Origin of the sequence: Pseudomonas sp. GL-R-19 (genome assembly GCF_019956375.1) — a bacterium.
GTDB lineage: Bacteria > Pseudomonadota > Gammaproteobacteria > Pseudomonadales > Pseudomonadaceae > Aquipseudomonas.
This window is the reverse complement of sequence record NZ_JAHBDJ010000024.1, coordinates 35,510-59,459: the sequence shown is the minus strand read 5'-3', so window position 1 is coordinate 59,459 and position 23,950 is coordinate 35,510. Positions and strand designations below refer to the sequence as shown.

Sequence of the window (23,950 nt, the reverse complement as noted above, 5' to 3'; positions counted from 1 at the left end):
GGCGGGCGACAAGTCGCTGGTGGTGCCGGCTAAATGACCTTCGCCCCACGCGCCTCCAGCAACTCGCGCAACACCGAGCGATGACAATGCGCTTCATCCTCGCAATAACAGCCCACGGCCAGGGACGTCCGGTGGGACAACGCGGCCAGCAAGTCCAGCAGCTGACTGGCAGTGGGCTGGCTCATCTCGGCCTTGAATTTGCGTCTGAACACCTCCCAGGCCTTGGCATCTTGCGCAGCCTTGGCCTCGGCCACCAGCTCCGCGCTGGGTGACAGCAACGGCTGCCAGACATCATAAAAATCCCGACTGGCGAATTCGGCTTTCGGTACGCCGCGGGGAGGGCGGCGTACCGTACCCAAGCGCAAACCTTCGTCAGGGTGGCGGGGTGATCCGAGTTGAACGATATGGACCGCCATGGCTACTTGTGCCTCGATTCGTCGAACCACTCCAGCGCCGTGCGCCACAGGCAGATACCCAGGAAGTACGCCGACATCAGCAGCCACAGCCCCATCACCAGCGGGTTGATCAACGGATGGTTGAGCACCAGCGACAAACTGCACAGCAACCAGATGGCCGTCACCGCAATGTTGATCGGCATGAAGCGGCGCACGCGAAACGGGTGCAGGAATTTCATCCGGCTCACGGTCAGCAGGGACAGGCCAATGACTGTAACGAAGGTGATCCACGGTGACGGGGCGATGATGTACAGGCACAGGGCAACCACGTTCCAGGCGGCAGGGAAGCCCTGGAAGTAGTTGTCCTTGCTCTTCATGTTGACGTTGCAGAAGCAGAACAGCGACGACACCAGAATCAGCGACACGGTCAACAACAGGGTGTAGTCCGGCAACGGGATGTAGCGATAGATGAACAGCGCCGGGATGAACACATAGGTCAGGTAATCGATCACCAGGTCGAGGATCGAGCCATCGAAGCTCGGCAGCACTGACTGCACGTTGACCTTGCGTGCCAGCGCACCGTCCAGCCCGTCGACGATCAGGGCGACACCCAGCCACAGCAGGCAATGGGTCGGTTGGTTGTCCAGCAGGGACAGGGTGGCCAGGAAAGCGGTGACCACGCCAGTGGCCGTAAAACCATGGGCACCCCATGCTTTGAGTCTGGCGATGTACAGGGTTGAAATCACGGGGGCGTTCTCCAGTGAATGAAGCAAGCCAGTTGTCACCTCGCGTACGGGGGTGGTGGCAAACCGGGTCGGGTTGCAGGTATCGACCGGGTATCCGGGAATAAGGTTCACCACCTATGAATCTTAGCTGCGCCGGCAAAAAATACCCCGGGCCAATCCGCGCTCGCGAGGGCGCGTCGACCCAACGGTGCTGGCACATTCACCTGTGAGGTCCATCGTTGCCTGACTGGATAACCCCCCTGCAAAAGAGGACCAGCGTCTGATCAGCACTGAAATCGGGCGTCACCGCGCAGCCTCCAGGGTCGTCCGGTGGCCCTGGTCCGCGCGCCGGACGGTATCGCTGGAGAGCTGTTTTTCCAGAAGAATGCCGAACAACTGGCAATCACCGTCGCAAGGCGTCGGCGAGTCGGGAAGAGAAAGTGAAGGGTACGGTCAGGGAGGGAACCTCAGGTGGCGAGGGAGCAAGCTCCCTTGCCACCTGGGCGGGTGTTACTTGAGGAACGCCTGGAAGTCGGTACCCAGTTTGTCGATCGCCGCCTTGAAGTCCTTGGCGGTAATCTTCTGGCTTTCGTTTTCCAGGGCGGTGCCAAACACCTTGCGCACCACTTTGGCCACGGTCTGGTTACTCTTGGCGTCAACGAACTCGGCTTCGATGAACAGGGTGGTGTCCTGGTCGCGGTGACCGGTGGCGGCCTGAGTCGCGCCGACAACGGCCGCAACGGGTACCACTTCATACCACTTCATGCCTTCGTTCTCGGCGTTCACCCCGGTAATCGCCGCCCGCATGATCAGGGACCGGGAACCCGCCGTGACGGATGAGGAAGTGGGTACTACGCGGTACTTCTGACCCAGCGAGGCCTTGGCCTTGCTGGTCATGTAGTTCTGAATGTCGGTCAGCGTCTGCTGGTTGACCCGCTCATTGGGTTTGGGGGCCGGGTACAGTTCCAGTTTGTTGAACACCACGGTGTCATAGGCATTCGGGTTCCACGAAGGGCTGACCCAGCGCATCGCGGTCCCGCCGCTCTGCGTTTCGACTTCCTGCAGATTGTTGTAGTTGGGCAGGAAGCCAGAGTATTGCGCCTTCTCCGTCACTTTCGAGGTGCAACCGCCTAGCAACAGACTGGCCAGCGCGGCGCCGACAAGCAGGTTTCGGGACAGATTCATAATGGTGTTTACTCCTTGGATGAAATCGTCGTTCTTTCGTTTACAAAACATCAGAATCGCCAGGTCATGTTGCCGGCCAAGGCTTGAATCCAGGCATTGTCGAATTGACCGGAAATTTGATTGCCCGATACGGATTTGGTCTGCTCGTCCGGCATGTCGCCGAGCCAGACCATGGCCCAGCTGACGTTGACATCGGTGTCTTTGTTCAGCGCATAGGTGGCGCCCGTCGCAATGCGCCAGGATTCGTTCATTGGCAGGATGACGGAACGTTTGCTGTCCGACACGGCGCTGCTGTCGTAGGCCACGCCGACGTTCCACAGCCATTGCTCGGTGGCCTGGTACTGCGCGCCCAGCGAGAGGTGCCAGGTGTCCTTGAACCCGGCGTCGATGGTTGTCGATTGACCACCCAACGCGGTGGTATCGACGTCCACTCCAATCTCGCCGAACTCCGACCAATCCTGCCAGTTGGCCGAAGCGAGCAAGGCCCATTGCTTGTCCAGTTGCTGGAACAGGCTCAGGGTCACCGTCTGCGGCACTGTCGTGTCGATTTTGGTTTTGGTGTTGTTGACGCGCTCGAGCAGACGGCCGTCGCCTTTCACATCCAGCCGGTCCTCGAAGTCCAGATCGACCTGGCTGGTGTAGGTCAGGCCGATGCGCGTGCCGGGTTGCGGGGCATAGATCACCCCGACGTTGGCGCCGTAGCCCCAGGCGCCATCCTTGTATTTGAACTGGCCATCCGCGCGGTCGGTGAAGCCGAAGGGGGAGCGGTCGATGGCGGTGTCTGCCTTCAATATGCCGTACATGGCCTTCACGCCTACGCCCACCGACCATTGCTCGTTGAAGCGATACGCCACGCTTGGCACCAGCGACAAACCGAGCAGGGTGGCGTTCTGCGCGAAGTAGCGGCCGGACCAGTCGTTGTCGTAATTGACCTCGAGCCCAAAGTCGCCGTACTGGCCGAAACCGACACTCCAGTGCTCGTCCAGTTCATGGCTGATGAAGAAACTGCCGCCCGGAAGCGGATCGAGGGCATTGCCACTGCCGCTGCCCGAGACGTTAGTGCCGGAGTCGCGGTCGAAGCTCAGGTCGCCGTACAGGACCTGCAAGCCGGCGGTGATTTGCGTGCCCGGCAGGTAGCTCATGCCCGCGGGGTTGCTGGCGATGGTCGAGGGGCCTTGGGCACGGGCGGCGGCACCGGCGTTGGCGAGGCCGGCGTTATCGGTGCCGATTTCGTAGAGCATGATGCCACCGGCCCAGGCTTGCTGGCAGCACAGGGCAAGTAGCGCAGAGGCGGGCAGGGTAGCGGTTTTTGTCGGCATTGAAATCCCTCAGCAATTGTCCATTTCGAATACGGGTGGACTGTACCAGCCACCCGTGGATTCGGCTGTTTACTTGGCCATCTCTGCCCGAGCCGCGGCGATCTTGGCTTTGACCGAGTCGAGGTTGAAACTCGCGCCTTTTTGCATCGGCGGGAACTCGATCGCTGTTTCCGCCAGTTTGGCCACCTGCTGCTGGACGAACACGAAACGCCAGAATTGGAACTTGAACCAGTCGAAGTATTGTTGCGAACCCTGCGCGGCCTGATTTTCCGGCCAACCCATGCGTTCGAACGGGTCGAGTCGAAGATTGGTCAGGATCGGCACGTCCACAGCAACTTTAGCCCCCAGCCAGCCACCCGGTTGGTCAATGAAGCGATATTTGTAGTCGTCTATGCGCACTGCACCCAAGGAGCTCTCTCCAAAGTAGAAAACTTCATGCCGGTTCGATGGACCTTTTCCGGTGATCATTGGAGTTTGATCATAGCCGTCCAGATGAACTTTGTAGGTGGTGTCGCCCAATTGTTTGCCTTTGAGCAGTTCGGCGGTGATGTTCGGGTTGCCCGCCGCCGCGACCAGGGTCGGGAACCAGTCCATGCCGGACATGATGCCGTTGGCGACTTGGTTGGCCGGCACCTTGCCCGGCCAGCGAATGATCGCCGGCACCCGGAAACCACCTTCCATGATTGTGCCTTTGCCCATGGCGAACGGCGTCGTGCCGCCATCGGGCCAGGTGAAGTTTTCCGCACCGTTGTCGGTGGTGAAAATCACGATGGTGTTGTCGTCCATGCCGTCTTTTTTCAGCTTCGCCAGGACATCGCCGACGACGTCATCGAGCTGCGCCATGCCGGCTTCCTGTTCCGACCAGCCATTCTCCGAGTTGCGCATGGCTTCGTACTTGTCGGACAGGTGCGTGACGATGTGCATGCGGGTCGGGTTGAGCCAGACGAAGAACGGTTTGTTGTCCTGCTTGGCCTTGTCGATGAAAGTGAAGGCCTTGTCGCGAATCTCCTCGTCGACGGTTTTCATCCGCTCCGGATAGAGCGTGCCGGCGTCTTCGATTTTCTGCTTGCCCACCTTGCCCCAGCGCGGCATTACGGTCGTGTCATCGGTGGTGGTGGCCCAGCTGTGGACCATGTTGCGTGGGCCGACGCGGTCCAGCAGGTCCTTCGGATAATTGGGGTGCGCCGGGTCTTCCATGGCGTCGAGGTGATAGAGGTAGCCGAAGAATTCGTCGAAACCGTGGACGGTGGGCAGGAACTGGTTCAGGTCGCCCAAGTGGTTCTTGCCGAACTGGCCGGTGGCATAACCCATGGCCTTGAGTGCGGTCGCGATGGTGACGGCTTCGGCGGGAATGCCCACGGGCGAGCCGGCCTGGCCGACGGTGGTCATGCCCGTACGAATCGGCAGTTCGCCGGTGATGAAATTGGCGCGTCCGGCGGTGCAACTGGCTTCGGCGTAATAGTCGGTGAAACGCATGCCTTCATTCGCCAGTTGGTCGAGGTTGGGGGTTCTGCCAGCCATCATGCCCTGGTTGTAGACGCCGATATTCGACCAGCCGATATCGTCGCCCATGATCACCAGGATGTTGGGGGACTTGTCAGCGGCCAGGGCCAGGGCGGGTAACGCCATTGCAGACAACAACAGGGGTAGCGCAAACATCGTGGATAAGGATGTCCGGTTCATGTCGAGCTCCTGCGTACAAGCGTGAGTAAATCGAGACGAGCCCCCAACCGTCGTTGAAATTCGTAAGCCCCCGCGAAGAGCGTAGGTTTGAATTGCGAAATATCCAGTAATGGATAGTCAGAAGGTGAGTGTTTCAGGCACTTTGCTGCGAAATGGCGTTGCGGCAATGGCGCCATCGGTGGGGAAGGCAGACGCCTGTATCACCAGCGAAACATCGGCAGCGGCCGCAGCGGCGAGCGGATGAGCTGCCGGGCAGACAGCTTTATCAGCATCGAGTGAAAACCATGATCGGGAAAGGTCGCCTGCACGGTTTTGATGAAGCTTCGGGGCAAGCCGAAACGCACCAGTCCCAGGGACACATCCACCAGATCGGCCTGGCGGAAGGGTTCGACACTGTTGGCGAAAGCGCCGCGATACCGGCGCAGCTTGTGATGCTCAAGTATCAACGCGCTGACTTCATCCTTCAGTTCCGGCCGTTGCTGGCTGTCGAGGTACTCGATGGCCAGAGCAATGGACGGGGGCAGGTAGTCGAGGGTGTCATCGGTCCAGATACCCAGGTCATGAAACGCCGCCGCGATTTGTACGGCTTGCGAGGGCAGGCCTTCGGCACCGCTGAGGGCGCCATGGAAATTCAGCACCCGGTAAATGTGGTTGCGGTAGCCCTGCAGGTCGGCACCGATGGCCAGGGCGTACGTGGTGAGAATCTTGTCGGTGAGGGGGAATTCGAGGAGAGGTTTCATCAGGCGTCACGCAACAGGTCGTTGGCATTGAGCAGTTCGTAGGCAATCTCCGGGCGCTTTTCCATGGCTCGGCGAATGGCGGCGGGGATGTTGGCGCGGGTCTTGCGGCACAGCCCTGGCAGTTCGCCAACCTGGATGCCGATGCCGCGCATGGTGCGCACTTCATTGAAGCCGGGGGCGATGTTCACGCGGATACCCAACTGTTCGAACATGCGCCGTCGCACGTGCTCAAGATCGCTCAGGCTCTGCAGGTTTTCCAGACGTTCGATCAGGCGTTTTTCTTCGTTGCGGGTCAGAAACAGGATGCGCAGGTCCGCCCCCGGTGTTTCCAGCAACGGGTCACGCCCGCAGTCGCAGGCGCCGGGCGGGCAGGGTGAGCGGATCGCAGCGGTGGTGGTCATGGGGATCAATCATAGAGCGCTGTGATCGAATTTGCCCATAGGGATTTGTGGGGGCGATGCAAAGCAATGTAGGAGCGAGCCTGCTCGCGATGGCGTCGTGTCAGGCAACAGTGATGTTGGCTGCAAAAACGCTATCGCGAGCAGGCTCGCTCCCACAGGGGTTGCGGTGAACCTGCCTGGCTTATTTCAATACCAGCATCCGATAAACGCCGTCTTCGACTTCGATCCCGTGGGTGTCATGGGTGAAGCCGGGGAAGGATTTATCGAAGGCTTCCAGTGCCTTGAGATACGCCAGCAACGGACCGTCCGCAGGCCCTGCGTTCTCACCCGGCATGAGCAACGGGATGCCAGGCGGGTAGGGCACGATACCGGTGGCGGCAAGGCGCCCGGCAGCTTCGTTGAGAGTCACCAGCTCGATGTCGTTGCGCACCAGCTTTTCGTAGGCCTCCACCGGGCTGAACTCGGCTTTCGGCAGGGTGCCGAAGGCCTGGGACATGTTGGCGGTGGTCTTGTGTTTTTTCATGGCGGCGAAGATTTCGTCGGCCAGATCCTTCAGGCCCATGCCGGCATAGCGTCGCTGGTTGGCGTTGTACAGATCGGGCAGGCACAGCTCGAGCTCGGCGTTGTCGTCGTAATCGCGCTTGAAGTCGAGCAGGGCATTGAGCAGCGTGCCCCATTTGCCTTTGGTGATGCCGATGGAGAACAGGAACAGGATGGTGAAGTCGGTGGTTTTCTCGACCACGATACCCTGGCGACCCAGGTACGCGGTGACCACGCAGGCGGGGATGCCGTTGGCGAGCAGGTTGCCGTCGTCGCCCATGCCCGGGGCAAGTACCGAAACCTTGATCGGGTCGAGCATGCAGTAGCCGTCTTCGATGTCGCCGAAACCATGCCATACCGCGTTCGGGTGCAGGACCCAGCAGTTCGGGTCGGTTTTAAGCGTAGCCGGGTCGACCTCATGGAACGGCACGGTCGCTGCGCCAACCTGTACGGTCGGCGGCTGCCAGCAGGTGAAGAACCAGTCATCCTTGCTCAGCATCTCGTTGTGCATGCGCGAGAGCACCTGGCGGAAGCTGATGGCCTCTTCAATCGACTCGTTGGTGAGGATCTGCCCGCTCGGCGCTTCCATCATCGCCGAACTGACGTCGCAGGACGCCATGATCGCGTAGTTCGGCGAGGTCGAGGCGTGCATCATGTACGACTCGTTGAAGCGCGCATGTTCGATCGGGTTACGGCCGTCACGTACGTGGATCATCGAGGCCTGGGACAGGGCGGCCAGTAACTTGTGGGTCGACTGGGTGGCGAACACGGTCGGCTTGGATTTGTCGTGATCGGCCGGGTTGCCGTGCATGGCATGGCGTCCGCTGTACAGCGGGTTGAAGCGCGCATAACCGTACCAGGCTTCGTCGAAGTGCAGACGGTCGACACTTTCGCCCAGCAGCTCTTCGACACGGGTGACGTTGTAGGTCAGGCCGTCATAGGTGGAGTTGGTGACAATGGCGTGCACCGGCGTCGGGTCGATGCCTTCCTTGACCAGCGGGTTGTTGGCGATGGCGGCTTTCACGCCTTCGGCGCTCAGGGTCTGCGGCAGGATCGGGCCGATGATGCCGTAGCGGTTGCGGGTCGGCACCAGGTAGGTCGGAATCGCCCCGGACAGGGTCATCGCATGTTCGGCGGACTTGTGGCAATTGCGGTCGCACAGGGCGATCTGATTGCGCGTGACGCTGGCCATGAGGATGACGCGGTTGGACATCGACGAACCGTTGGTCACGTAGTACGTGCGGTGCGCGCCAAAGACCTTGGCGGCATAGCGTTCGCCCTGGCCGATCGGGCCGCTGTGATCGAGCAGGGAGCCCAGTTCGCCGACCGAGATCGACAGGTCGGAACGCAGCAGGTTTTCGCCGAAGAACTCGTAGAAGGCCCGGCCTGCGGTGCTTTTCAGGAATGCCGTGCCACCGGCATGCCCAGGGGTGTGCCACGAGTATTCATAGTTGCGGGCAAACTTCACCAGCGCGCCGAACATTGGCGGCAGGGCGGCCTGGCGATAGCGTTCGATGGCCGCCAGGATGCGCCCGCTGAGGAAACGGGAGGTGTCCTCGGGCAGCCAGATGAAGTCGTCGGCGTGTTGCATGACCAATAACGGAATGGTCGACGCGGTGGTACGGTCGCTGATCAGAAACACCGGTACCCGGGTGTTGCGCTCGCGCAGCTTGACCAGCAATCGGGTGCAGTCGGCGTGGCCTTCGCTGGTGTCCATTTCCCATCGGATGATCACACATTGAATGGCCGGGTCCGAACGCAGGATCGATGCAGCATCGATGAGGCTTTCCGAAGCCAGTACGCTGACACCACGGCCCTCTACGTCGTGGACCAGTTGATCCAGGGCGCGGCCGAACACCGTTCGCTTGTCCGGCGGACTGCTGACCAGTAGCGCCAGCATGCCCAGCGAGTGTTTATATTCCGTCATGCTTGAACCTCCATAATGACTGCATTCAGATTGTTCACCGGCACTGGCTCGGCAGTGAGGTGCTGCGCGCTGACGGTTTGCGTCGGTACGCTGTTGTTGAGTGCTTCGAGGCGGATCAGACGGTTGTTGACGAAGCCGAACAGGGTGTAACCAGCGATGGTCGCCACGCCGCCCAGCATCAGCGCCTGCTCACCGGAGCTGTACAGCGCCAGGTAGCTGTAAGCCGCCGCGATCAGGGCAATGACGTTGGTCGCCAGCGCCTTGCCTTCCGGTACGTTGGAGACTTTTTGCATGGTCATCAGCGCGGCCATGGACAGGATGTAAGGCACCAGGTTGGTCACCACCGCGAGGTTGACCAGGGTGTCGAACTGCTTGCTCAGGTCGGGACTGATGGTGAGCAGGGCCAGCGCGGTCTGTGCGGCGAGCAGTACCAGCATGCCGACAATCGGCGTTCCCGCTTTGTTGGCCTTGGCGAAGATCGACAGGAAGTAACCGGTGTCCGCCGAGCTTTTGTACACCTGGGCAATGGTGAACTGCCAACCCAGCAGCGAACCGATGCAGGCGAGTACCATGGCCGCCATCACGATGTCCCCGACCATCGGGGTGAACATCTTGGCGAACACCAGGCCGAACGGTGCGGTGGACGCGACCAGTTCTTCGTTGCCGACGATACCGAAGATGACGTTGGTGGAGACGATGTAGATCACCGCCGCACCCAAGGTGCCGCCCAACACGGCAATCGGTACATTGCGCTCAGGGTTTTCCACCGCATCGGTGTTGGCGCAAGCCGATTCCAGACCGAGGAAGGCCCACAGGGTGATCGCCACCGAGGCGCCGGCCGCTTCGAACCAGCCCTTGTCGTGGGGGTTCCAGCCAGCGGCGTAAACGCTGCTGTCGAACCAGAACCAGCCCACCGTGGATACCAGCACCACCGGAGCAATCACACCCCAGACTGTGATCGCACCGATCCGGCCGGTAATGCTCGCGCCGCCAAAGTTGGCGAAAGTGGTGATCCATAACAAGGCAATGGTGGCCAGGCCTACTTGCAGCGAATCGAGTTTTATCCCGAACAACACCTGGATATAACCAACCGCAGTAATACTGATCGCGACGTTGGCAATCAACAGCGACAGACCGTAGGTGTAGTTGGTGATGTAGTTACCCGCTTTACCAAATGTGTATTCGGCATAACCGCCCATGCCGCCGGTCTTGCGGCTGAGCATCCCGCATCGCGCAAAGGCGTAGGCCAGAGCGAGGGAACCGGTGGCAGTCACCAGCCAGGAGAGGATCGAAATTGCACCGACTTCCGCGAGTTTCGTCGGTAGCAGCACAATGCCGGAGCCCAACATGTTGACGGCGGTCAACATTGTCAGTTGCCCCACACTCATTTTCTTTGCGACTGACATTCCGTTGCCTCACTTAGTTGGCGATTGAGAGTCTTAGCTATAGCAAAGGATTGAAAACTCGCAAGAAATGACATTACCCATCTCTTTTTCGAATTAATTTGCAGAAAAGGCACGATGCTGGCCCCCAAGTTTAAAAATCCTTAGCAAAATTAGTTCATTTTCAGCCAGTTAAATAGGTCAAGATGCGCAAGACATGGATCGCGTTAATCCCGCTGATAGTTGCGGGTGTAGCCAATTCGGCTCAAGCAAAAGAACTGGCCGGCAATGATCAGTACATGTGCAGCTGGGGCGCGGGCACCGCTGCAAGGGCACAGGAACTCAAGCTTTCAGGCGTTTCTCTGTATGCCGCCCGCCAGAAAATCCAGGCCTACAAGTTCGCCAAAACCTGGATGCGCATGATGGCACTTGGCATTACAGAGCAAACTTATGACAGTCCGTCGAGATTCAAACCGACTGCTGTACGGCAGAGCTTTTATGAGGACTGCGTCAGGTACAAGTTGGCGCGTAAATAAAGAAGAAACGGACGCTGGTCGGATCGACCACGGTGTGGGCGTGTGACGTCTATATTGATTGACCATCCCTGCGTCCGGATGGGGTGTTAATACCGGATTCTTACAACTCAATCAGGAGGTCACCATGAACCACATCGATAAAGTGTTGTACACCGCCAAAACCCACACCACCGGCGGGCGTGACGGCGCGTCCCGCAGCTCCGACGGAATTCTCGATGTGAAGCTGTCGTCGCCAGGTGCGGGCGGTGGCGGTACTAACCCCGAGCAACTGTTCTCTGCCGGATGGTCAGCCTGTTTTATCGGCGCCATGCAGGTTGCGGCCAGGGAAATGAAAGTGGCGTTGCCCAAGGATGTGGCCGTCGATGCCGAAGTCGACCTGGGCACCAATGAAGGCGGCTACCTGCTCCAGGCGCGGCTCAATGTCAGCCTGCCAGGACTGGATCGCGAAACCGCGCAGAAAATCGTCGACACCGGGCACCAGTACTGCCCGTACTCGAAAGCCACACGCAACAACATCAACGTCGTGCTCAAGCTGGTTTGAGTTGACATGAAAAGGTCTTGGCGAACGACAGGGAGTTGTCGCCAAGACCTGAAAGGCTCGCTCCCACAAATAAATATTGTGGCCCGCCGCGGGATTGGCGTTCACTGCAGATCAAAACTGTGGGAGCGAGCCTGCTCGCGATAGCGGTGGGTCAGCCAATATCTCTGTTGGATGTGCCTGCCCCTTCGTCGGATCGCCGCCCGGAGCAGGCTCGCTCCCACAGGTTCTGTGTTTTAACTGACGGAGCAATCAATTCATCTTGCTGTGATCGTGCGTCATCGAGCTGTGATCCATGGTGCCAATCGCCTTGGCAACGGCTTCAACCTGAATCGACTCTTTCTCGCCCTTGGCGTCTTCGACGGTCAGGGTCAGCGGCACCTTGTCGCCTTCCTTGATCTGGCCCGTCAGGTTCATGAGCATGATGTGGTAGCCGTGGGGATCGAAGCTCACCGCTTTACCGGCGGGCAGTGCGACGGCGCCCACCTGCTGCATTTTCATCACGTCGTCTTTCATGCTCATTTCATGGATCTGCACCAGCCCGGCAACCGGCGTTTGCACGCTCAGCAGTTTGCTGTCGCTGCTCGCGGTGACGGTCATGAAGGCACCGCTCGACGGCTGACCGGCTACGGTGGCGCGGACCCAGGCGTCTTCGACCTCGGTTTGTGCCGACGCCTGAAAGGCCAGGCCAACCAGGGACAAACCCAGCGCCAGTTGCCTGCAGCGTTGTGCAAAACGGTTTTTAGCCTGCGGGGCATTCATTTCAGCAAACCTCCATCACGGTGAGCAGGTCTTCTGCGCACTCTTGGGCCGTCAGGGACGTGGACAGTCCCAGGCGCAGCGTGCCCCGGGAGTCGAAGACATAGCTGGTCGCGGTATGGGAGAGGGTATAGGTATCGCCGCTCGGGACCTTTTCAAAGAACACGCCGAATTCCTTGGCGGTGGCGGCGGTTTGTTCCAGGGTGCCGTACAGCGCCTCGAAACTCGGGTCGAAGGCTTTTACGTATTTATCGATCATCTCTGGCGTGTCGCGCTCAGGGTCCAGGGTGATGAAGACCACCTGCAGCCTGTCGCCATCGCGACCCATCAGTTTTTTGGCCTGTGCCGCGCGGGCCAGCGTGGTCGGGCATACGGCCGGGCATTGAGTGAAACCGAAGAACACCATCGGCATCAGGCCGCGATAGCTGCCCAGCATCCGGGTTTCGCCCTGAGCGTTCTTGAGCTTGAAGTTGCGCCCCATGATCTTGTCGCTGAGGTCTTTGCCGTACTTGAACGACAGCTTGCTGCTGTCGTCGCAACCGGCGAGCAGGCCCAGGCTCAACAGGCCCATGCCTTGCAGGACCGTTCGGCGGGTATACACAGTACTCATGAAAAAAAGCATCCTGTTGAACAGGCTGAAATGACAGCGTGATGACTGTACAGACGAAAAAATCGTGGGGATGTTAACAAACTGTGCCGGTGCCGGAGGGGTGGATACGACCATTGGACCGACGCAGGGGCGTGACATAGTGTCGCGCCGGAGCGCAATGCTGTTCACTTAAGCGAATGTAGTCCTCTGTAGGAGCGAGCTTGCTCGCGATGGACTCAAGAGCGCCGCGTTTAGCCAGTAAATACGCTTTATCGTTAACGACCATCGCGAGCAAGCTCGCTCCTACAGGGGGGTTAACGACGCAGCTGCGCGCAATGATCCTCTTCCGGTTGCGCGGCGGTGTACCACACAAAATCTGCACTCTCGGCAGTCACGGTCTTGCCCGCTTCGGCCAGGATCAGCACCGCATTCCCTTCACCGGCACCCAGGTCCTTCAGGTGCAGCGGCACCCCCAGATCCTTGCGCACGTGGAAGGCTCCGGCCAGCAGCAGCGCAGGTAGAGGCGCTGCCATCAGGCGCTCTGCCATGTGCCGGTCACGCTGTTGCTGCACGGCGAGCATCGCCGGCATCTGTGCTTCGGGCAGCAGGCCACAATGGGATTCGCGGATGTCTTCGAGCAAGGTCGCCTGCACCTGTTGGGTGGTGGAGGCTGCCCCCGTGAGTACCGGGCGCTGTTTGTAGATCTGTATGATCTGCGCGCGGTCCAGATTCGCCGCCAACAGTGGATACGGTTGTCGCAGCGCGTAGGTGACCAGTGCGCCATAGACGCTCCAGTCCCAATTGGCCTGCCAGGCCAGCGCCGTGAACGCATCGGCCGGTGGCTGGCCGGCGCGGGTCGCGGCTTGCGCGGCATCGACCCTGGCCTGTTGGTCGGGATTGAGCATCTCCATCAACAGACTGCCCTGGGCCCGTTGTGCCGCCAGTTCGCGCAGCAGCCACAATTGCAGGGCGTGGTGGTCCGGGTTGTCGTGCTGTTCACCGACCAGAACCCGCGGCGTAACGGCCAGGCGTTCGACCAGTTCTTGCGGCGTCAGCGTGCGGCCCGTGGCGAGTTCACGGATGACCCCAAGGTCAGTGTGATCACGCCCTTGCGGGGCGATCGGCGCCGGCAGTGGTGTGAGTTGATGGGTTTGGCAGGCAGCCAACAGGCTGAATGCACAGAGCAAAAGAAAGCGCATCGGTTTTCCTTATCGGACAGGTGCCCCCCTCGATGACAGAGGAGGGGGCGGTATCAGCGCGCGATGATCAACGGGTGGCCGCGTTCCGGGTGTTGGTGAATCAGCACCTCCAACCCATAGACTGCCGCCAGCGCTTCGACGGTCAGCACCTCTGCCGGTGGACCATAGGCGTGGGGCAGACCCTGTTGCAACAACAGTAGTTGATCGCAGTAACGTGCGGCCAGGTTGAGGTCGTGCAGGATCACCAGCACGGCGGCGCCACGCTCGGCGAAGTCGCGCACGGCTTGCAAAATGGTGTGTTGGTGCAGCGGATCGAGCATCGACGTCGGTTCATCGAGTAGCAGGGTTTGCCCTTCGGCACCCGGCCAGAGCTGAGCGAGCACCCGCGCCAGATGGACGCGCTGACGTTCACCGCCGGACAGGGCCAGGTAGCTGCGTCCGGCCAGATGAAGCGCATCGGCGGCTTTGAGCGCCTCGGCGACGATTTCGGCATCGCGCACGCGACCGCTGGCGTGAGGCAAGCGACCCATGCCGACGACTTCATTGACCGAGAATGCAAAGTTCAGGCTCGAGCTCTGCGGCAGCACGGCCAGGCGTTTGGCCCGTTCCTGACCCGGCCAGTCGGCGAGTGGACGCTCGTCGAGGCTGACCCTGCCTTCGCTGGTCGCCAGTTCGCCGCATAAAGCGGCGAGCAGGGTGCTTTTGCCGGCGCCGTTCGGCCCCAGCACACCCAGCACTTCACCGGGGCGCAACTCGATATCGATGTTCGCCAGTACCGTGCGCTTGCCACGACGTACCAGCAAGTTGTTTGCCCGCAGCATCAGGAACGCCCTCGTACCAGCAGATAAAGAAAGAACGGAGCCCCGATCAGCGCAGTCACGATGCCGATGGGCAATTCGGCCGGCGCCAACAGCAGGCGCGCCACTAGATCGGCCAGTAACAGCAGGCTCGCACCGGCCAGCAATGACGCGGGCAGCAACACCCGGTGATCCGGGCCGACCAGCAGGCGCATCAGATGCGGTACGACCAGACCGATAAAACCGATCAGGCCCGCCGCCGCGACGGCCGCGCCGACGCCGAGCGCCGTGCACAGCACCAGCTCAAGCTTGATCCGCTCGATGTCGAAGCCCAGGTGACGGGCCTCCGACTCACCCAGCAGCATGGCATTGAGCGCCGCCGCCCGACGGGGCAACCACAACGCCACGCCCAGGGTGACGATCAGCAACGGCCACAAGCGCGAGTAGCTGGCACCGTTGAGGCTGCCCAGGTTCCAGAACGTCAGGGTACGCAAGGTCGCGTCATCGGCCAGGTAGGTGAACAGACCAACCCCGGCACCAGCCATGGCCGTCATCGCCACACCCGCCAAGAGCATGGTGGCAACGTCGGTTTGCCCGTTGCGGCGACCAAAGCGATACACCACCGCCGTGACGATCAAGCCACCGGCGAAGGCGCTGACCGACAGCAGGTAGGGTTCGATCGCCGGCGGCAAGCCACCGAGCAGGCTGCCGCCGACGATGGCAAGGGCGGCACCGAGTGCCGCGCCACCGGAAACACCGACCAGACCCGGGTCCGCCAAGGGGTTGCGGAACAACCCCTGCATCGCCACGCCGGACAACGCCAGTACCGAACCCACGGCGATGCCGAGCAAACTGCGCGGCAGACGAATCTGACCGAGGATCAACTCCGCCTGCTGCGTGTCGCCACCGTCAAGTGGCAACCCCAGCAGGCGCATCCCGGCCAGCAAGGTATCACCCAGCGGCAGGCTGACCGGTCCGAGAGCCAAGGACAGCCAGAACACCAGCACCAGCAACAGCAGCAAAAAGATCAACGTCGGACGCGGACGAAAAATGGCCGTCATGGGTTGATCCCGGCGGTCTGCGCTTTGGCGTTCGGGTAGAACGCCGTGGCACAGGCCGGCAGTGTCTTGATACGCATCGGGACTATTCCTTAGCCGACCCGAGGGGGTGGCGATCATCGAAATCTTCGTAGCGGGTGATGATGCCATCGACGCCCGGCTTACGCACACGCCACGGTTCAGTCACGCCAGTGGTTTTCAGGTGCAGGTTGAACATCGGGGCGAGCGCGCTGAATCAGGTGTCCATCCAGTGCAGGCTGTGCAGTGTCATCGATCATGAGAAGAACTTGTGATCATCAAGATTAAAATGAGTTTGTCTCACTCGCTGGCACTGTCGACAATGGCCCCATTGAACGCATTGGAGTTATTTGACATGGCTGTGGCCCATTCCCTTGGATTTCCGCGCATTGGTCGCGACCGTGAACTGAAAAAGGCTCAAGAGGCGTTCTGGAAGGGCGAGCTCGACGAAGCCGGTCTGCGCACCGTGGGCCGCGACCTGCGCAAGACTCACTGGGACTTGCAGAAAAAGGCCGGCATCGAGCTGCTGCCGGTCGGCGACTTCGCCTGGTACGACCAGGTCCTGACTCACACGCTGATGTTCGGTGTGATCCCGGAGCGTTTCCGCCCGCACGATGGCAAGGCCAGCCTGCAAACCTTGTTCGGCATGGCGCGCGGTGTGAGCGACAGCTGCTGCGGCGCGCACGCCCAGGAAATGACCAAGTGGTTCGACACCAACTATCACTACCTCGTGCCTGAATTCAGCGCCGATCAGCAATTCCAACTTGGTTGGGATCAGCTGTTCGAGGAAGTCGAAGAAGCCCGCGCACTGGGGCACAACGTCAAGCCGGTGATCATCGGCCCGCTGACTTATCTGTGGCTGGGCAAGGCCAAGGGCGCCGAGTTCGACAAGCTCGAACTGCTCGATCGCCTGCTGCCACTGTACGGTCAAATCTTCCAGCGCCTGGCGGCACAAGGCGTTGAATGGGTACAAATCGACGAGCCGATCCTGGTCCTCGATTTGCCGCAGGACTGGAAAAACGCCTTTGAGCGCGCCTACAACCTGATTCAGCGCGACCCGCTGAAGAAGCTGGTCGCCACGTACTTCGGTGGTCTGGAAGAGAACCTGGGCCTGGCCGCCAACCTGCCGGTGGACGGTCTGCACATCGATCTGGTGCGCGCACCTGAGCAGTTCCCGACCATCCTCGACCGCCTGCCGGCTTACAAAGTGCTGTCGCTGGGCGTGGTCAACGGCCGCAACGTCTGGCGCTGCGACCTGGAAAACGCCCTGGCCACGTTGCAGTATGCTCACGAGCGTCTGGGTGATCGCCTGTGGGTCGCGCCATCCTGCTCGCTGCTGCACAGCCCGGTTGATCTGGGGCGTGAAGACAAGCTCGATGCCGAACTGAAAAGCTGGCTGGCGTTTGCCGTGCAGAAGTGTGAAGAAGTCGCGGTGCTGGCTCAGGCGGTGAATGAACCGGAAGCGCCGAAGGTGCTTGAAGCGCTGACTCAAAGCCGCGCTGTCCAGGCCAGCCGTGCTGCGTCGCCACGCATTCACAAGCCAGCAGTGCAGGCGCGTGTTGCCGCCATCACCGCCAAGGACAGCCAGCGTCATTCGCAGTTTGCCCAGCGTATCGAGAAACAGCGCGCCGGCCTGAACCTGCCGTTGTTCCCGACCACCACCATCGGTTCGTTCCCGCAAACCGCGTCGATCCGCCTGGCTCGCCAGTCGTTCAAGCAAGGCAAGCTGACCGAAGCCGAATACACCGAAGCGATGCACAGCGAGATCCGTCACGCCGTGCAAGTGCAGGAACACCTGGGCCTGGACGTGCTGGTGCACGGTGAAGCCGAGCGTAACGACATGGTCGAGTACTTCGCCGAGCAACTCGACGGCTACGTGTTCACCCGTTTCGGTTGGGTCCAGAGCTACGGTTCGCGCTGTGTGAAACCGGCGGTGATCTTCGGCGACCTGAGCCGTCCGAAAGCCATGACCGTGGAGTGGATCCGCTATGCCCAAGGCCTCACCGACAAAGTGATGAAGGGCATGCTGACCGGTCCCGTGACCATGCTGATGTGGTCGTTCCCGCGCGAAGACGTGAGCCGCGAAGTGCAGGCCCGCCAACTGGCCCTGGCGATTCGCGACGAAGTGGTGGATCTGGAAGCCGCCGGGATCAAGATCGTGCAGATCGACGAGGCCGCGTTCCGCGAAGGCTTGCCGTTGCGCCGGGCGCAGTGGCAGCACTACCTGGACTGGGCGACCGAAGTGTTCCGCCTGTGCGCCTGCGGCGTGCGTGACGAAACCCAGATCCACACCCACATGTGCTACAGCGAGTTCAACGATGTGATCGAATCCATCGCCGCCATGGACGCCGACGTGATCACCATCGAAACCTCGCGCTCGGACATGGAGCTGCTGGACGCGTTCGAAGCCTTTGCCTACCCGAACGAAATCGGCCCGGGCGTGTATGACATCCACTCGCCACGGGTGCCGGACTCCGCGGAAATGGCCAACCTGCTGCGCAAGGCCGCCAAGCGCATTCCCGCCGACCGCCTGTGGGTCAACCCGGACTGCGGCCTGAAAACCCGCGGCTGGCCGGAAACCGAAGCGGCGCTGGTGCACATGGTCAATGCGGCGCGCCAGCTGCGTAAAGAATGGGCCTGACGCTGTATTGGGTGCACCACGGAACCTGTAGGAGCGAGCCTGCTCGCGAAGGCGGTGTGTCAGGCGACATCGATGTTGAATGTGCCGGCCTCTTCGCGAGCAGGCTCGCTCCCACAATGATTTGGGTAGTTCGCAGATTTTGCGTACAGCCACTGAACCTGTAGGAGCGAGCTTGCTCGCGAAGGCGGAGTGTCAGGCGACATTGATGTTGAATGTACCGGCCTCTTCGCGGGCAAACCCGCTCCCACAGTTGATTTGGGTGGTTCGCAGATGTTGTGTACAGCCACAGAACCTGTGGGAGCGAGCCTGCTCGCGAAGGCGGAGTGTCAGGCGACATCGATGTTGAATGTGCCGGCCTCATCGCGAGCAGGCTCGCTCCTACAGGGTTGCATGGCAGTCAGCACCTGTATGCAGGCCTTGAAAGCCAATCACCGCCGCGGCTCGGCCACCAACAGCAACGACTGCGGCACAGGGCTTTGCGGGTGCTGCGGCTCCTGCAAGCCGGCCAGCGTAAACCCGGCCATGTCCAGCGCATTGAGCCAACTGGACAGGGTTCGGAAATACCACGGCATGGGCTGCCACTGCCCCTTGAAGCCGGCGAAGGTCTCTTCCCGCCAGCCATCCTGATAGTCGCCTGCCGCAGCTGCCCATGGATGCAACGTCTGGATCACCAGCGCGCCACCCGGGGCGAGCAGGGCGTTCATGGCGGCGAGCAGGGGGATGATGTCCTGATGCAGCAAGGCGAAGTTGGCGCAGATCAGGTCGTAGTCGCGGCCGATGTCGATTTTCGCTTCGGCCAACGCTTCATAGCTCGCCACATGCACCTTCGACGAACCCGCCGCTCGCGCCGCCTCCACCAGCGTCACGTCGCCATCCACACCCACCGCGTCAATGGCCCGTTCAGCCAGCGCGCGCAACAACCAGCCTTCGCCGCAACCCAGGTCGAGCACACGCTCGGGCTGGCGTCCGAGCACCGCCAGCAGGATGGCCTGGTCGGTGACCTTGAGGCGGCTTTCGATGGTGCCGCTGCGGATAGCGTCGATCCAGGCCCGGGCGTTGTGGTGCCAACTGTCGAGGAGGGTGGATTCGGGGGCTGACATGGTCGATGTCCGGCGTGATGGCTTGGATGAAAGGATAGGGCAACAGACGGTTAACGGTGGGGTGGAGCCGGTTTTTACCCGGCATCACCGACTGCGCGTGCCTCCTGCTGCCACATGTGGTTGAGCCTCACACAGCAGGCGGTTTCGCCAGTTCAATCCCCGCAGCACCCAGCCGCTTGAGAATTGCAAACAGCAGCTCGCTTTTGATCGCGCCGACGGTGCGTGGGCTGCCGACATAACCGGTGATGGTCAAGGTGATGCCCTCAGGTTTCAGCTGACTGAAACGCAAGAATGGCACCGGTTTATCGAGAATGGATTCGTGTTCGGTGAAGGTGTCGTGCAGCAGGTTTTGCACTTGCTCAGGGTCGATGTCCAACGGGAACATCAGTTCGAGTATCACCACGCCCTGGGCGCTGCCGCCGAGGGTGACGTTGCGCAGGTTCTGCGAAATCAGGTGGGAGTTGGGCACGATCATGATCGAGCGGTCGGCCAGCTGTATTTCCGTGGCCCGTACGTTGATTCGGCGAATGTCGCCTTCCACGCCACTGATGCTGATAAGGTCGCCGACCTTCACCGGGCGCTCGGTCAGCAGGATCAGGCCGGAGATGAAATTCTTCACGATCTCCTGAAGCCCGAAGCCGATGCCCACTGACAGGGCACTGACGATCCAGGCGAGGTTAGTCCACTTGATCCCCAGCGACGCCAGCGTGAGCAGGACGACGGACACGTAGCCGATGTTGGCGAACAGGGTGCTCAGCGAGGCGCACATGCCCGGGTCCATCTCGGTTTTCGGCAGGAACTCGCTATCCAGCCAGCGTCGTAGCGTGCGTATCAGGTAGACACCGATCATCAGTGTCAGGAGGGCATGCATCAAATTGTCCGGGACGATGTTCAGCTTGCGCAGCCCTTCACCGCCGAGTATGGCCACAGTGCCGGTGACCAATTGCCCGAGCGTCGTACCGATCCCACCGACAAACAACGCGATGACGCCGATCAGTATCAGGATGGCGCGGCCTGCGCCGGAAAACACGGTACAGATCTGCTCCAGGCGCGGATTGCCGATGCCCAGCAGCTGTTTGATGGCCTTGCCGACGGGTTGTCGGGGCGAAAAAACGTAGTCGCAGGTGTCCTGGTAAACCTGTGTGAGCAGGTAGAAAGCGGCGAAGATGATGAATATCCAGACCAATTCATAGGTGATGAACCGGGCCATCGCCACGTAGCCGATCACCAGGGCGAACAGGGACACCACCACGGCAAAGCCGGTAAACGTATAAATCAGTCCGGCGAAGGTGGTGACGCCTTCAGGAGTCTCTCCGGCCACTATCAGGTCTCGGCGCGTCTTGCTGACGCGCAACAGCAATGCGCCGATCACCAGTGCCGCGACCAACGCCACGATGCCCCGACCGAACAGCACCACTTCGGCGCTCATGCCGGTGACATTGCTCATCTGCACCAGGGTCACCAGCACCAGCAGCAGGCTCGCCAGCAACCCTGGATAGGGTTCCATCGCCAACGCCACCGGATCGGCGATATCGGGCAGGCGCCATGAAGGATGTTTAGTCGATAGCAATGCACGACTCAACCCGGTGATCAGCACGCAGGTATAGGCCAGCTTTTCCAGATACTGCGCCAGATCGGCCAGCAGTGGGGTGTAGGGCAGTTGGCGGGTCCCGGCAACATGCAGCAGTTGCAGGGCGATGCCGGCGGTCAGCACCGTCGCCACTACCGATGCCAGCGCAAGGGAGCTGCGCCGCAACCGGCCTTCAGGCATTCGATGGATGCACAACCATGCCAGAGCCCGGCCGGCGAGCTTTCGCCCCACGGTCCAGATGGCCAGGGCCAGGATCAGCAGGGCGGCGGTGATCCCGCGTTGTCCGGGCTGCCAGGCGGCCCGGTGCGTGGCCTCGAGTTGCTCGATGAGGGCGCTGAAACGCTGGCGGTCCTCGATCGGAAGAGCGAACAATGGCGACCAGAATCCCGGGTTCAGGATACTGCTGGTTTGCTGGGTCACTTCCGCTTCCAGCAGGCTGCGCCGAATACTGCCAATCTGGGTGATCAGTTCGGCGGCACTTGTTTTCAGAGCGGCCAGGGTTTTGAGCTGGCTATCGAGCTTGTTTTTTTGCTCGCCGAGGGCGTCTCGTTGGGTGGTAATGGCAGACGTCACCAACGCGTTCTCGTCGAGCGGCACCGGCCCCAGCACATTGAGTTGCGCCTGCAACTGCGCCTGTCCGGGCAGCAGCGATGTGGACAAGCGCTCAATATCCTGAATCAGTACTTGCACCAGATCCTGTGAGCTTTCCAGCTGGGTGTAGTTGCTGGCCTGGGAAACCTGCTGCTTGAGGCTGTTCAACTGATTCTGCACCCCCAGCAATTCGCTGTCGGCGATGCTGATGATCGGGGCTGCGGGGGCGGGGGCAAGGGTGTCGGCCATGGGCGCCGCCAACAGCCATCCCGGGCTGGCCGCCAGAAGCGCGAAGGCGACGCAGATCATTGACTTCAAGACATTGCACATCGGCGAGCTCGACGGGTTGTTAGTCACTTAGCCAATGAGGTTAGGTCATGACACGCACCCTAGAGCATTGTTTTGTCGACAGTGCCTCGGCGGGTTTTTGTCTGTGCGTGACTCATGTGGCCGGTGGCTGGCCTGACAGCGTTCAGGTTAACTAGGCGATCCGAACAGCTGACCAACAGCTTGATGACAAAGTTGTAATCAAACGCCGGTTGGAACACTTCAAACCCTGTAGGAGCGAGCCTGCTCGCGATGGTCGCTAACGATTACGTGTGTTACCTGAATAAACGCGGTGCATTTACGTCCATCGCGAGCAGGCTCGCTCCTACAGGGTGTTGCAGCGCTTTAAAACAGATCAACCCACGGATCCATGGCCTAAGCTTGTTCGCAGGCCCATGTTCATCGAGCACCCCGATGGGCAATCGGCACCTATAAAAACAATGCAATCAGGAGATGCCCATGTCCGCTTTGATCCGTCGTTTCAGTCGCTGCGTGGCCGCTGGTTTGACCGCTGCCGTGCTGGTCGCACCCGCCTTTGCGCTGGATACCGTGAAATTCATGGCCCCGGGTTCAGTGGGCGGTGGTTACGACCAGACCGCCAGGGTGCTGGGCAAGGCCATGATCGAAGCCAATACGGCCAAAGCCGTCACCTTCGAGAACAAGGGCGGCGCGGGCGGGACCCTGGGCCTGGCGCAATTTGCCAACAGCACCAAGGGTGACCCGAACGCATTGCTGGTGGTCGGCGCGATCATGGTCGCGGGCATCGAACAGAACAAACCGCAGATCAGCCTGAAGGATGTGACGCCCATTGCCCGGCTGTTCACCGAGTACAACGTGATCGCCGTGCGCAAGGAGTCTGAGTACAAGACCCTCGATGACCTGATCAAGGCCTTCAAGGCCAATCCGACAAGCATCACCTGGGGCGGCGGCTCCAAGGGCTCGGTGGATCACATCGGCATCGCCGAGCTGGCGGGCAAGCTGGACGTGCCGGTCAACAAGGTCAACTACGTGGCCTTTGGTGGCGGTGGCGAAGTGGTTGCCCAGGCGCTGGGCGGCCAGCTCAAGGTGATCACCGGCGGTTACGCCGAGCTTGGCCAATACATCAAGACCGGCCAGTTCCGTGTCCTGGCCATCGGCGCGCCGGAGCGCGTTCCCGGCGTTGAGGCACCGACCCTCAAGGAGAGCGGCTATGACGTGACGATCGGCAACTGGCGCGGCGTTTACGGTGCGGCGGGCCTCACCCCGCAGCAGCGCAAGGAAGTGATCGACGCGGTCGTGGCCGCCACCAACAGCAAGGTCTGGCAGGACAATATCCAGACCAACGCCTGGACGCCCAGCGTGCTGACCGGCGATGAGTTCGGCAAGTTCGTCGAGGAAGAGCATGTACGGTTGCACGCCATGCTGGTCAAGGTCGGGCTGATTTGAAATGGCCACACTACGTACAGTGGTGCCGACGCAGTTGGCGGTCGGCATCGGCCTGATCGCCATCAGCGTCGTGTTGGCGATGGGTGCCTACCGTTTTCCGCCGGAAATGGGTTTCGTCATCCTGCCGGCGTATGTTTATCCCTATGTCGTGGCGGCGTTTCTGGGTGCAGTGGGGCTGCTGCTGGGGTATCAGGCCATCAGTGGCGGCTTTCGCGAACTGGATAACGACACCGCCACGGTGCCTGGTGGAAAAGCCGGTGCGGCCTGGGTGACCGCGGGGCTTGTCGGGGTGGCGGTGCTGATCAACCTGATCGGCTTTGTGCTGGCCGCCGGGTTGCTGTTTGCCTGTTCGGCGCGGGGGTTTGGCAGCCGTCATCCCGTGCGGGACCTGGCCATCGGCATTGCCTTGACCCTGCCGATCTACTGGCTGTTCAACGCCGGGCTGGGGGTGTCCCTGCCGTCGCTGATCAACATCTGGCTCTGA

General features: G+C 60.9%; 21 protein-coding genes and 2 pseudogenes. 6 read left to right on the top strand and 17 right to left on the bottom strand.

Annotation, left to right across the window (positions count from 1 at the left end):
* Positions 1 to 29: 29 nt before the first annotated feature.
* Together KGA83_RS14615 and pcsA are read right to left on the bottom strand one after the other, a co-directional pair.
* On the bottom strand, positions 30 to 416 hold the full coding sequence (locus tag KGA83_RS14615) for a DUF488 domain-containing protein (RefSeq protein ID WP_115947495.1): 387 nt from the start codon (positions 414 to 416) through the stop codon (positions 30 to 32).
* Positions 417 to 418: 2 nt separating this feature from the next.
* Complete coding sequence (gene pcsA, locus KGA83_RS14610; protein WP_223530008.1) at positions 419 to 1,141, bottom strand: phosphatidylcholine synthase; 723 nt, start codon at positions 1,139 to 1,141, stop codon at positions 419 to 421.
* Between the two features lie 294 nt (positions 1,142 to 1,435).
* On the opposite strand from pcsA, the pseudogene KGA83_RS30070 reads away from it, so the two are divergent.
* A pseudogene (locus KGA83_RS30070) lies at positions 1,436 to 1,564 on the top strand (hypothetical protein); the annotation flags it as partial.
* Positions 1,565 to 1,630: 66 nt separating this feature from the next.
* On the opposite strand, the gene KGA83_RS14605 reads toward KGA83_RS30070, so the two are convergent.
* The 7 genes from KGA83_RS14605 to potE form a co-directional block, all read right to left on the bottom strand.
* Positions 1,631 to 2,305, bottom strand: a complete 675-nt coding sequence (locus tag KGA83_RS14605) for a DUF3313 domain-containing protein (RefSeq protein ID WP_108218060.1) — start codon at positions 2,303 to 2,305, stop codon at positions 1,631 to 1,633.
* Between the two features lie 50 nt (positions 2,306 to 2,355).
* Entirely contained in the window at positions 2,356 to 3,624 is a 1,269-nt protein-coding gene (locus KGA83_RS14600; protein ID WP_223530007.1) for an OmpP1/FadL family transporter, read from the bottom strand.
* A 69-nt stretch (positions 3,625 to 3,693) separates the two neighbouring features.
* Entirely contained in the window at positions 3,694 to 5,307 is a 1,614-nt protein-coding gene (locus KGA83_RS14595) for an arylsulfatase (RefSeq protein ID WP_223530006.1), read from the bottom strand.
* Positions 5,308 to 5,507: 200 nt separating this feature from the next.
* Complete coding sequence (locus tag KGA83_RS14590) at positions 5,508 to 6,047, bottom strand: HD domain-containing protein (RefSeq protein ID WP_108218063.1); 540 nt, start codon at positions 6,045 to 6,047, stop codon at positions 5,508 to 5,510.
* Positions 6,047 to 6,448, bottom strand: a complete 402-nt coding sequence (locus KGA83_RS14585) for a hypothetical protein (RefSeq protein WP_108218064.1) — start codon at positions 6,446 to 6,448, stop codon at positions 6,047 to 6,049. The genes KGA83_RS14590 and KGA83_RS14585 overlap by 1 nt, the downstream gene beginning before the upstream one ends.
* Before the next feature lie 181 nt (positions 6,449 to 6,629).
* Complete coding sequence (locus KGA83_RS14580) at positions 6,630 to 8,915, bottom strand: Orn/Lys/Arg decarboxylase N-terminal domain-containing protein (protein ID WP_108218065.1); 2,286 nt, start codon at positions 8,913 to 8,915, stop codon at positions 6,630 to 6,632.
* The gene (gene potE, locus KGA83_RS14575; RefSeq protein ID WP_108218066.1) at positions 8,912 to 10,321 is read right to left on the bottom strand and encodes a putrescine-ornithine antiporter; all 1,410 of its coding nucleotides are present in this window, start codon (positions 10,319 to 10,321) and stop codon (positions 8,912 to 8,914) included. Before potE ends, KGA83_RS14580 begins: the two co-directional genes overlap by 4 nt.
* A 182-nt stretch (positions 10,322 to 10,503) precedes the next feature.
* Here potE and KGA83_RS14570 point away from each other — a divergent pair, with 182 nt between their 5' ends.
* Both KGA83_RS14570 and KGA83_RS14565 read left to right on the top strand, forming a co-directional pair.
* A complete protein-coding gene (locus KGA83_RS14570) occupies positions 10,504 to 10,833 on the top strand; it encodes a hypothetical protein (protein WP_108218067.1) in 330 nt (109 codons plus the stop codon).
* A gap of 124 nt (positions 10,834 to 10,957) precedes the next feature.
* The gene (locus KGA83_RS14565) at positions 10,958 to 11,374 is read left to right on the top strand and encodes an organic hydroperoxide resistance protein (protein WP_115947499.1); all 417 of its coding nucleotides are present in this window, start codon (positions 10,958 to 10,960) and stop codon (positions 11,372 to 11,374) included.
* 249 nt (positions 11,375 to 11,623) lie between these two features.
* Here KGA83_RS14565 and KGA83_RS14560 read toward each other — a convergent pair whose 3' ends face one another.
* From KGA83_RS14560 to KGA83_RS30065, 6 genes and pseudogenes are all read right to left on the bottom strand, one after another.
* A complete protein-coding gene (locus tag KGA83_RS14560) occupies positions 11,624 to 12,133 on the bottom strand; it encodes a copper chaperone PCu(A)C (RefSeq protein ID WP_108218069.1) in 510 nt (169 codons plus the stop codon).
* A 1-nt stretch (position 12,134) separates the two neighbouring features.
* Positions 12,135 to 12,740 carry an SCO family protein gene (locus tag KGA83_RS14555; protein WP_108218070.1) on the bottom strand — a complete coding sequence of 202 codons (606 nt, stop codon included), beginning with the start codon at positions 12,738 to 12,740 and terminating at the stop codon, positions 12,135 to 12,137.
* 293 nt (positions 12,741 to 13,033) lie between these two features.
* On the bottom strand, positions 13,034 to 13,918 hold the full coding sequence (locus tag KGA83_RS14550) for a ChaN family lipoprotein (RefSeq protein ID WP_223530005.1): 885 nt from the start codon (positions 13,916 to 13,918) through the stop codon (positions 13,034 to 13,036).
* Positions 13,919 to 13,971: 53 nt separating this feature from the next.
* Entirely contained in the window at positions 13,972 to 14,739 is a 768-nt protein-coding gene (locus KGA83_RS14545; RefSeq protein ID WP_223530003.1) for a heme ABC transporter ATP-binding protein, read from the bottom strand.
* A complete protein-coding gene (locus tag KGA83_RS14540; protein WP_177413238.1) occupies positions 14,739 to 15,722 on the bottom strand; it encodes a FecCD family ABC transporter permease in 984 nt (327 codons plus the stop codon). Before KGA83_RS14540 ends, KGA83_RS14545 begins: the two co-directional genes overlap by 1 nt.
* A 169-nt stretch (positions 15,723 to 15,891) precedes the next feature.
* Positions 15,892 to 16,008: pseudogene (locus KGA83_RS30065) on the bottom strand (hemin-degrading factor); the annotation flags it as partial.
* 138 nt (positions 16,009 to 16,146) lie between these two features.
* On the opposite strand from KGA83_RS30065, the gene metE reads away from it, so the two are divergent.
* Complete coding sequence (gene metE / locus KGA83_RS14530) at positions 16,147 to 18,432, top strand: 5-methyltetrahydropteroyltriglutamate--homocysteine S-methyltransferase (RefSeq protein ID WP_223529999.1); 2,286 nt, start codon at positions 16,147 to 16,149, stop codon at positions 18,430 to 18,432.
* A 428-nt stretch (positions 18,433 to 18,860) separates the two neighbouring features.
* On the opposite strand, the gene KGA83_RS14525 is transcribed toward metE, so the two are convergent.
* Positions 18,861 to 19,532, bottom strand: coding sequence for a class I SAM-dependent methyltransferase (locus tag KGA83_RS14525; protein ID WP_223529997.1), 672 nt, complete (start codon positions 19,530 to 19,532; stop codon positions 18,861 to 18,863).
* Between the two features lie 127 nt (positions 19,533 to 19,659).
* Positions 19,660 to 21,963 (bottom strand): DUF3772 domain-containing protein, encoded by a 2,304-nt coding sequence (locus KGA83_RS14520; protein ID WP_223529995.1) that lies wholly within the window; start codon positions 21,961 to 21,963, stop codon positions 19,660 to 19,662.
* Between the two features lie 537 nt (positions 21,964 to 22,500).
* Between KGA83_RS14520 and KGA83_RS14515 the strand changes: the two genes are divergently transcribed.
* Both KGA83_RS14515 and KGA83_RS14510 read left to right on the top strand, forming a co-directional pair.
* Positions 22,501 to 23,466 carry a Bug family tripartite tricarboxylate transporter substrate binding protein gene (locus KGA83_RS14515; RefSeq protein WP_108218079.1) on the top strand — a complete coding sequence of 322 codons (966 nt, stop codon included), beginning with the start codon at positions 22,501 to 22,503 and terminating at the stop codon, positions 23,464 to 23,466.
* A 1-nt stretch (position 23,467) separates the two neighbouring features.
* Positions 23,468 to 23,950 carry a tripartite tricarboxylate transporter TctB family protein gene (locus KGA83_RS14510; protein WP_223529993.1) on the top strand — a complete coding sequence of 161 codons (483 nt, stop codon included), beginning with the start codon at positions 23,468 to 23,470 and terminating at the stop codon, positions 23,948 to 23,950.

Bases quoted from the DNA above. Each gene is read 5' to 3' on its own strand.
- KGA83_RS14615 (WP_115947495.1), bottom strand. From the start codon at position 416: ATGGCGGTCCATATCGTTCAACTCGGATCACCCCGCCACCCTGACGAA.
- KGA83_RS14605 (WP_108218060.1), bottom strand. From the start codon at position 2,305: ATGAATCTGTCCCGAAACCTGCTTGTCGGCGCCGCGCTGGCCAGTCTG.
- KGA83_RS14600 (WP_223530007.1), bottom strand. From the start codon at position 3,624: ATGCCGACAAAAACCGCTACCCTGCCCGCCTCTGCGCTACTTGCCCTG.
- KGA83_RS14595 (WP_223530006.1), bottom strand. From the start codon at position 5,307: ATGAACCGGACATCCTTATCCACGATGTTTGCGCTACCCCTGTTGTTG.
- KGA83_RS14590 (WP_108218063.1), bottom strand. From the start codon at position 6,047: ATGAAACCTCTCCTCGAATTCCCCCTCACCGACAAGATTCTCACCACG.
- KGA83_RS14585 (WP_108218064.1), bottom strand. From the start codon at position 6,448: ATGACCACCACCGCTGCGATCCGCTCACCCTGCCCGCCCGGCGCCTGC.
- KGA83_RS14580 (WP_108218065.1), bottom strand. From the start codon at position 8,915: ATGACGGAATATAAACACTCGCTGGGCATGCTGGCGCTACTGGTCAGC.
- potE (WP_108218066.1), bottom strand. From the start codon at position 10,321: ATGTCAGTCGCAAAGAAAATGAGTGTGGGGCAACTGACAATGTTGACC.
- KGA83_RS14570 (WP_108218067.1), top strand. From the start codon at position 10,504: ATGCGCAAGACATGGATCGCGTTAATCCCGCTGATAGTTGCGGGTGTA.
- KGA83_RS14565 (WP_115947499.1), top strand. From the start codon at position 10,958: ATGAACCACATCGATAAAGTGTTGTACACCGCCAAAACCCACACCACC.
- KGA83_RS14560 (WP_108218069.1), bottom strand. From the start codon at position 12,133: ATGAATGCCCCGCAGGCTAAAAACCGTTTTGCACAACGCTGCAGGCAA.
- KGA83_RS14555 (WP_108218070.1), bottom strand. From the start codon at position 12,740: ATGAGTACTGTGTATACCCGCCGAACGGTCCTGCAAGGCATGGGCCTG.
- KGA83_RS14550 (WP_223530005.1), bottom strand. From the start codon at position 13,918: ATGCGCTTTCTTTTGCTCTGTGCATTCAGCCTGTTGGCTGCCTGCCAA.
- KGA83_RS14545 (WP_223530003.1), bottom strand. From the start codon at position 14,739: ATGCTGCGGGCAAACAACTTGCTGGTACGTCGTGGCAAGCGCACGGTA.
- metE (WP_223529999.1), top strand. From the start codon at position 16,147: ATGGCTGTGGCCCATTCCCTTGGATTTCCGCGCATTGGTCGCGACCGT.
- KGA83_RS14525 (WP_223529997.1), bottom strand. From the start codon at position 19,532: ATGTCAGCCCCCGAATCCACCCTCCTCGACAGTTGGCACCACAACGCC.
- KGA83_RS14520 (WP_223529995.1), bottom strand. From the start codon at position 21,963: ATGGCCGACACCCTTGCCCCCGCCCCCGCAGCCCCGATCATCAGCATC.
- KGA83_RS14515 (WP_108218079.1), top strand. From the start codon at position 22,501: ATGTCCGCTTTGATCCGTCGTTTCAGTCGCTGCGTGGCCGCTGGTTTG.
- KGA83_RS14510 (WP_223529993.1), top strand. From the start codon at position 23,468: ATGGCCACACTACGTACAGTGGTGCCGACGCAGTTGGCGGTCGGCATC.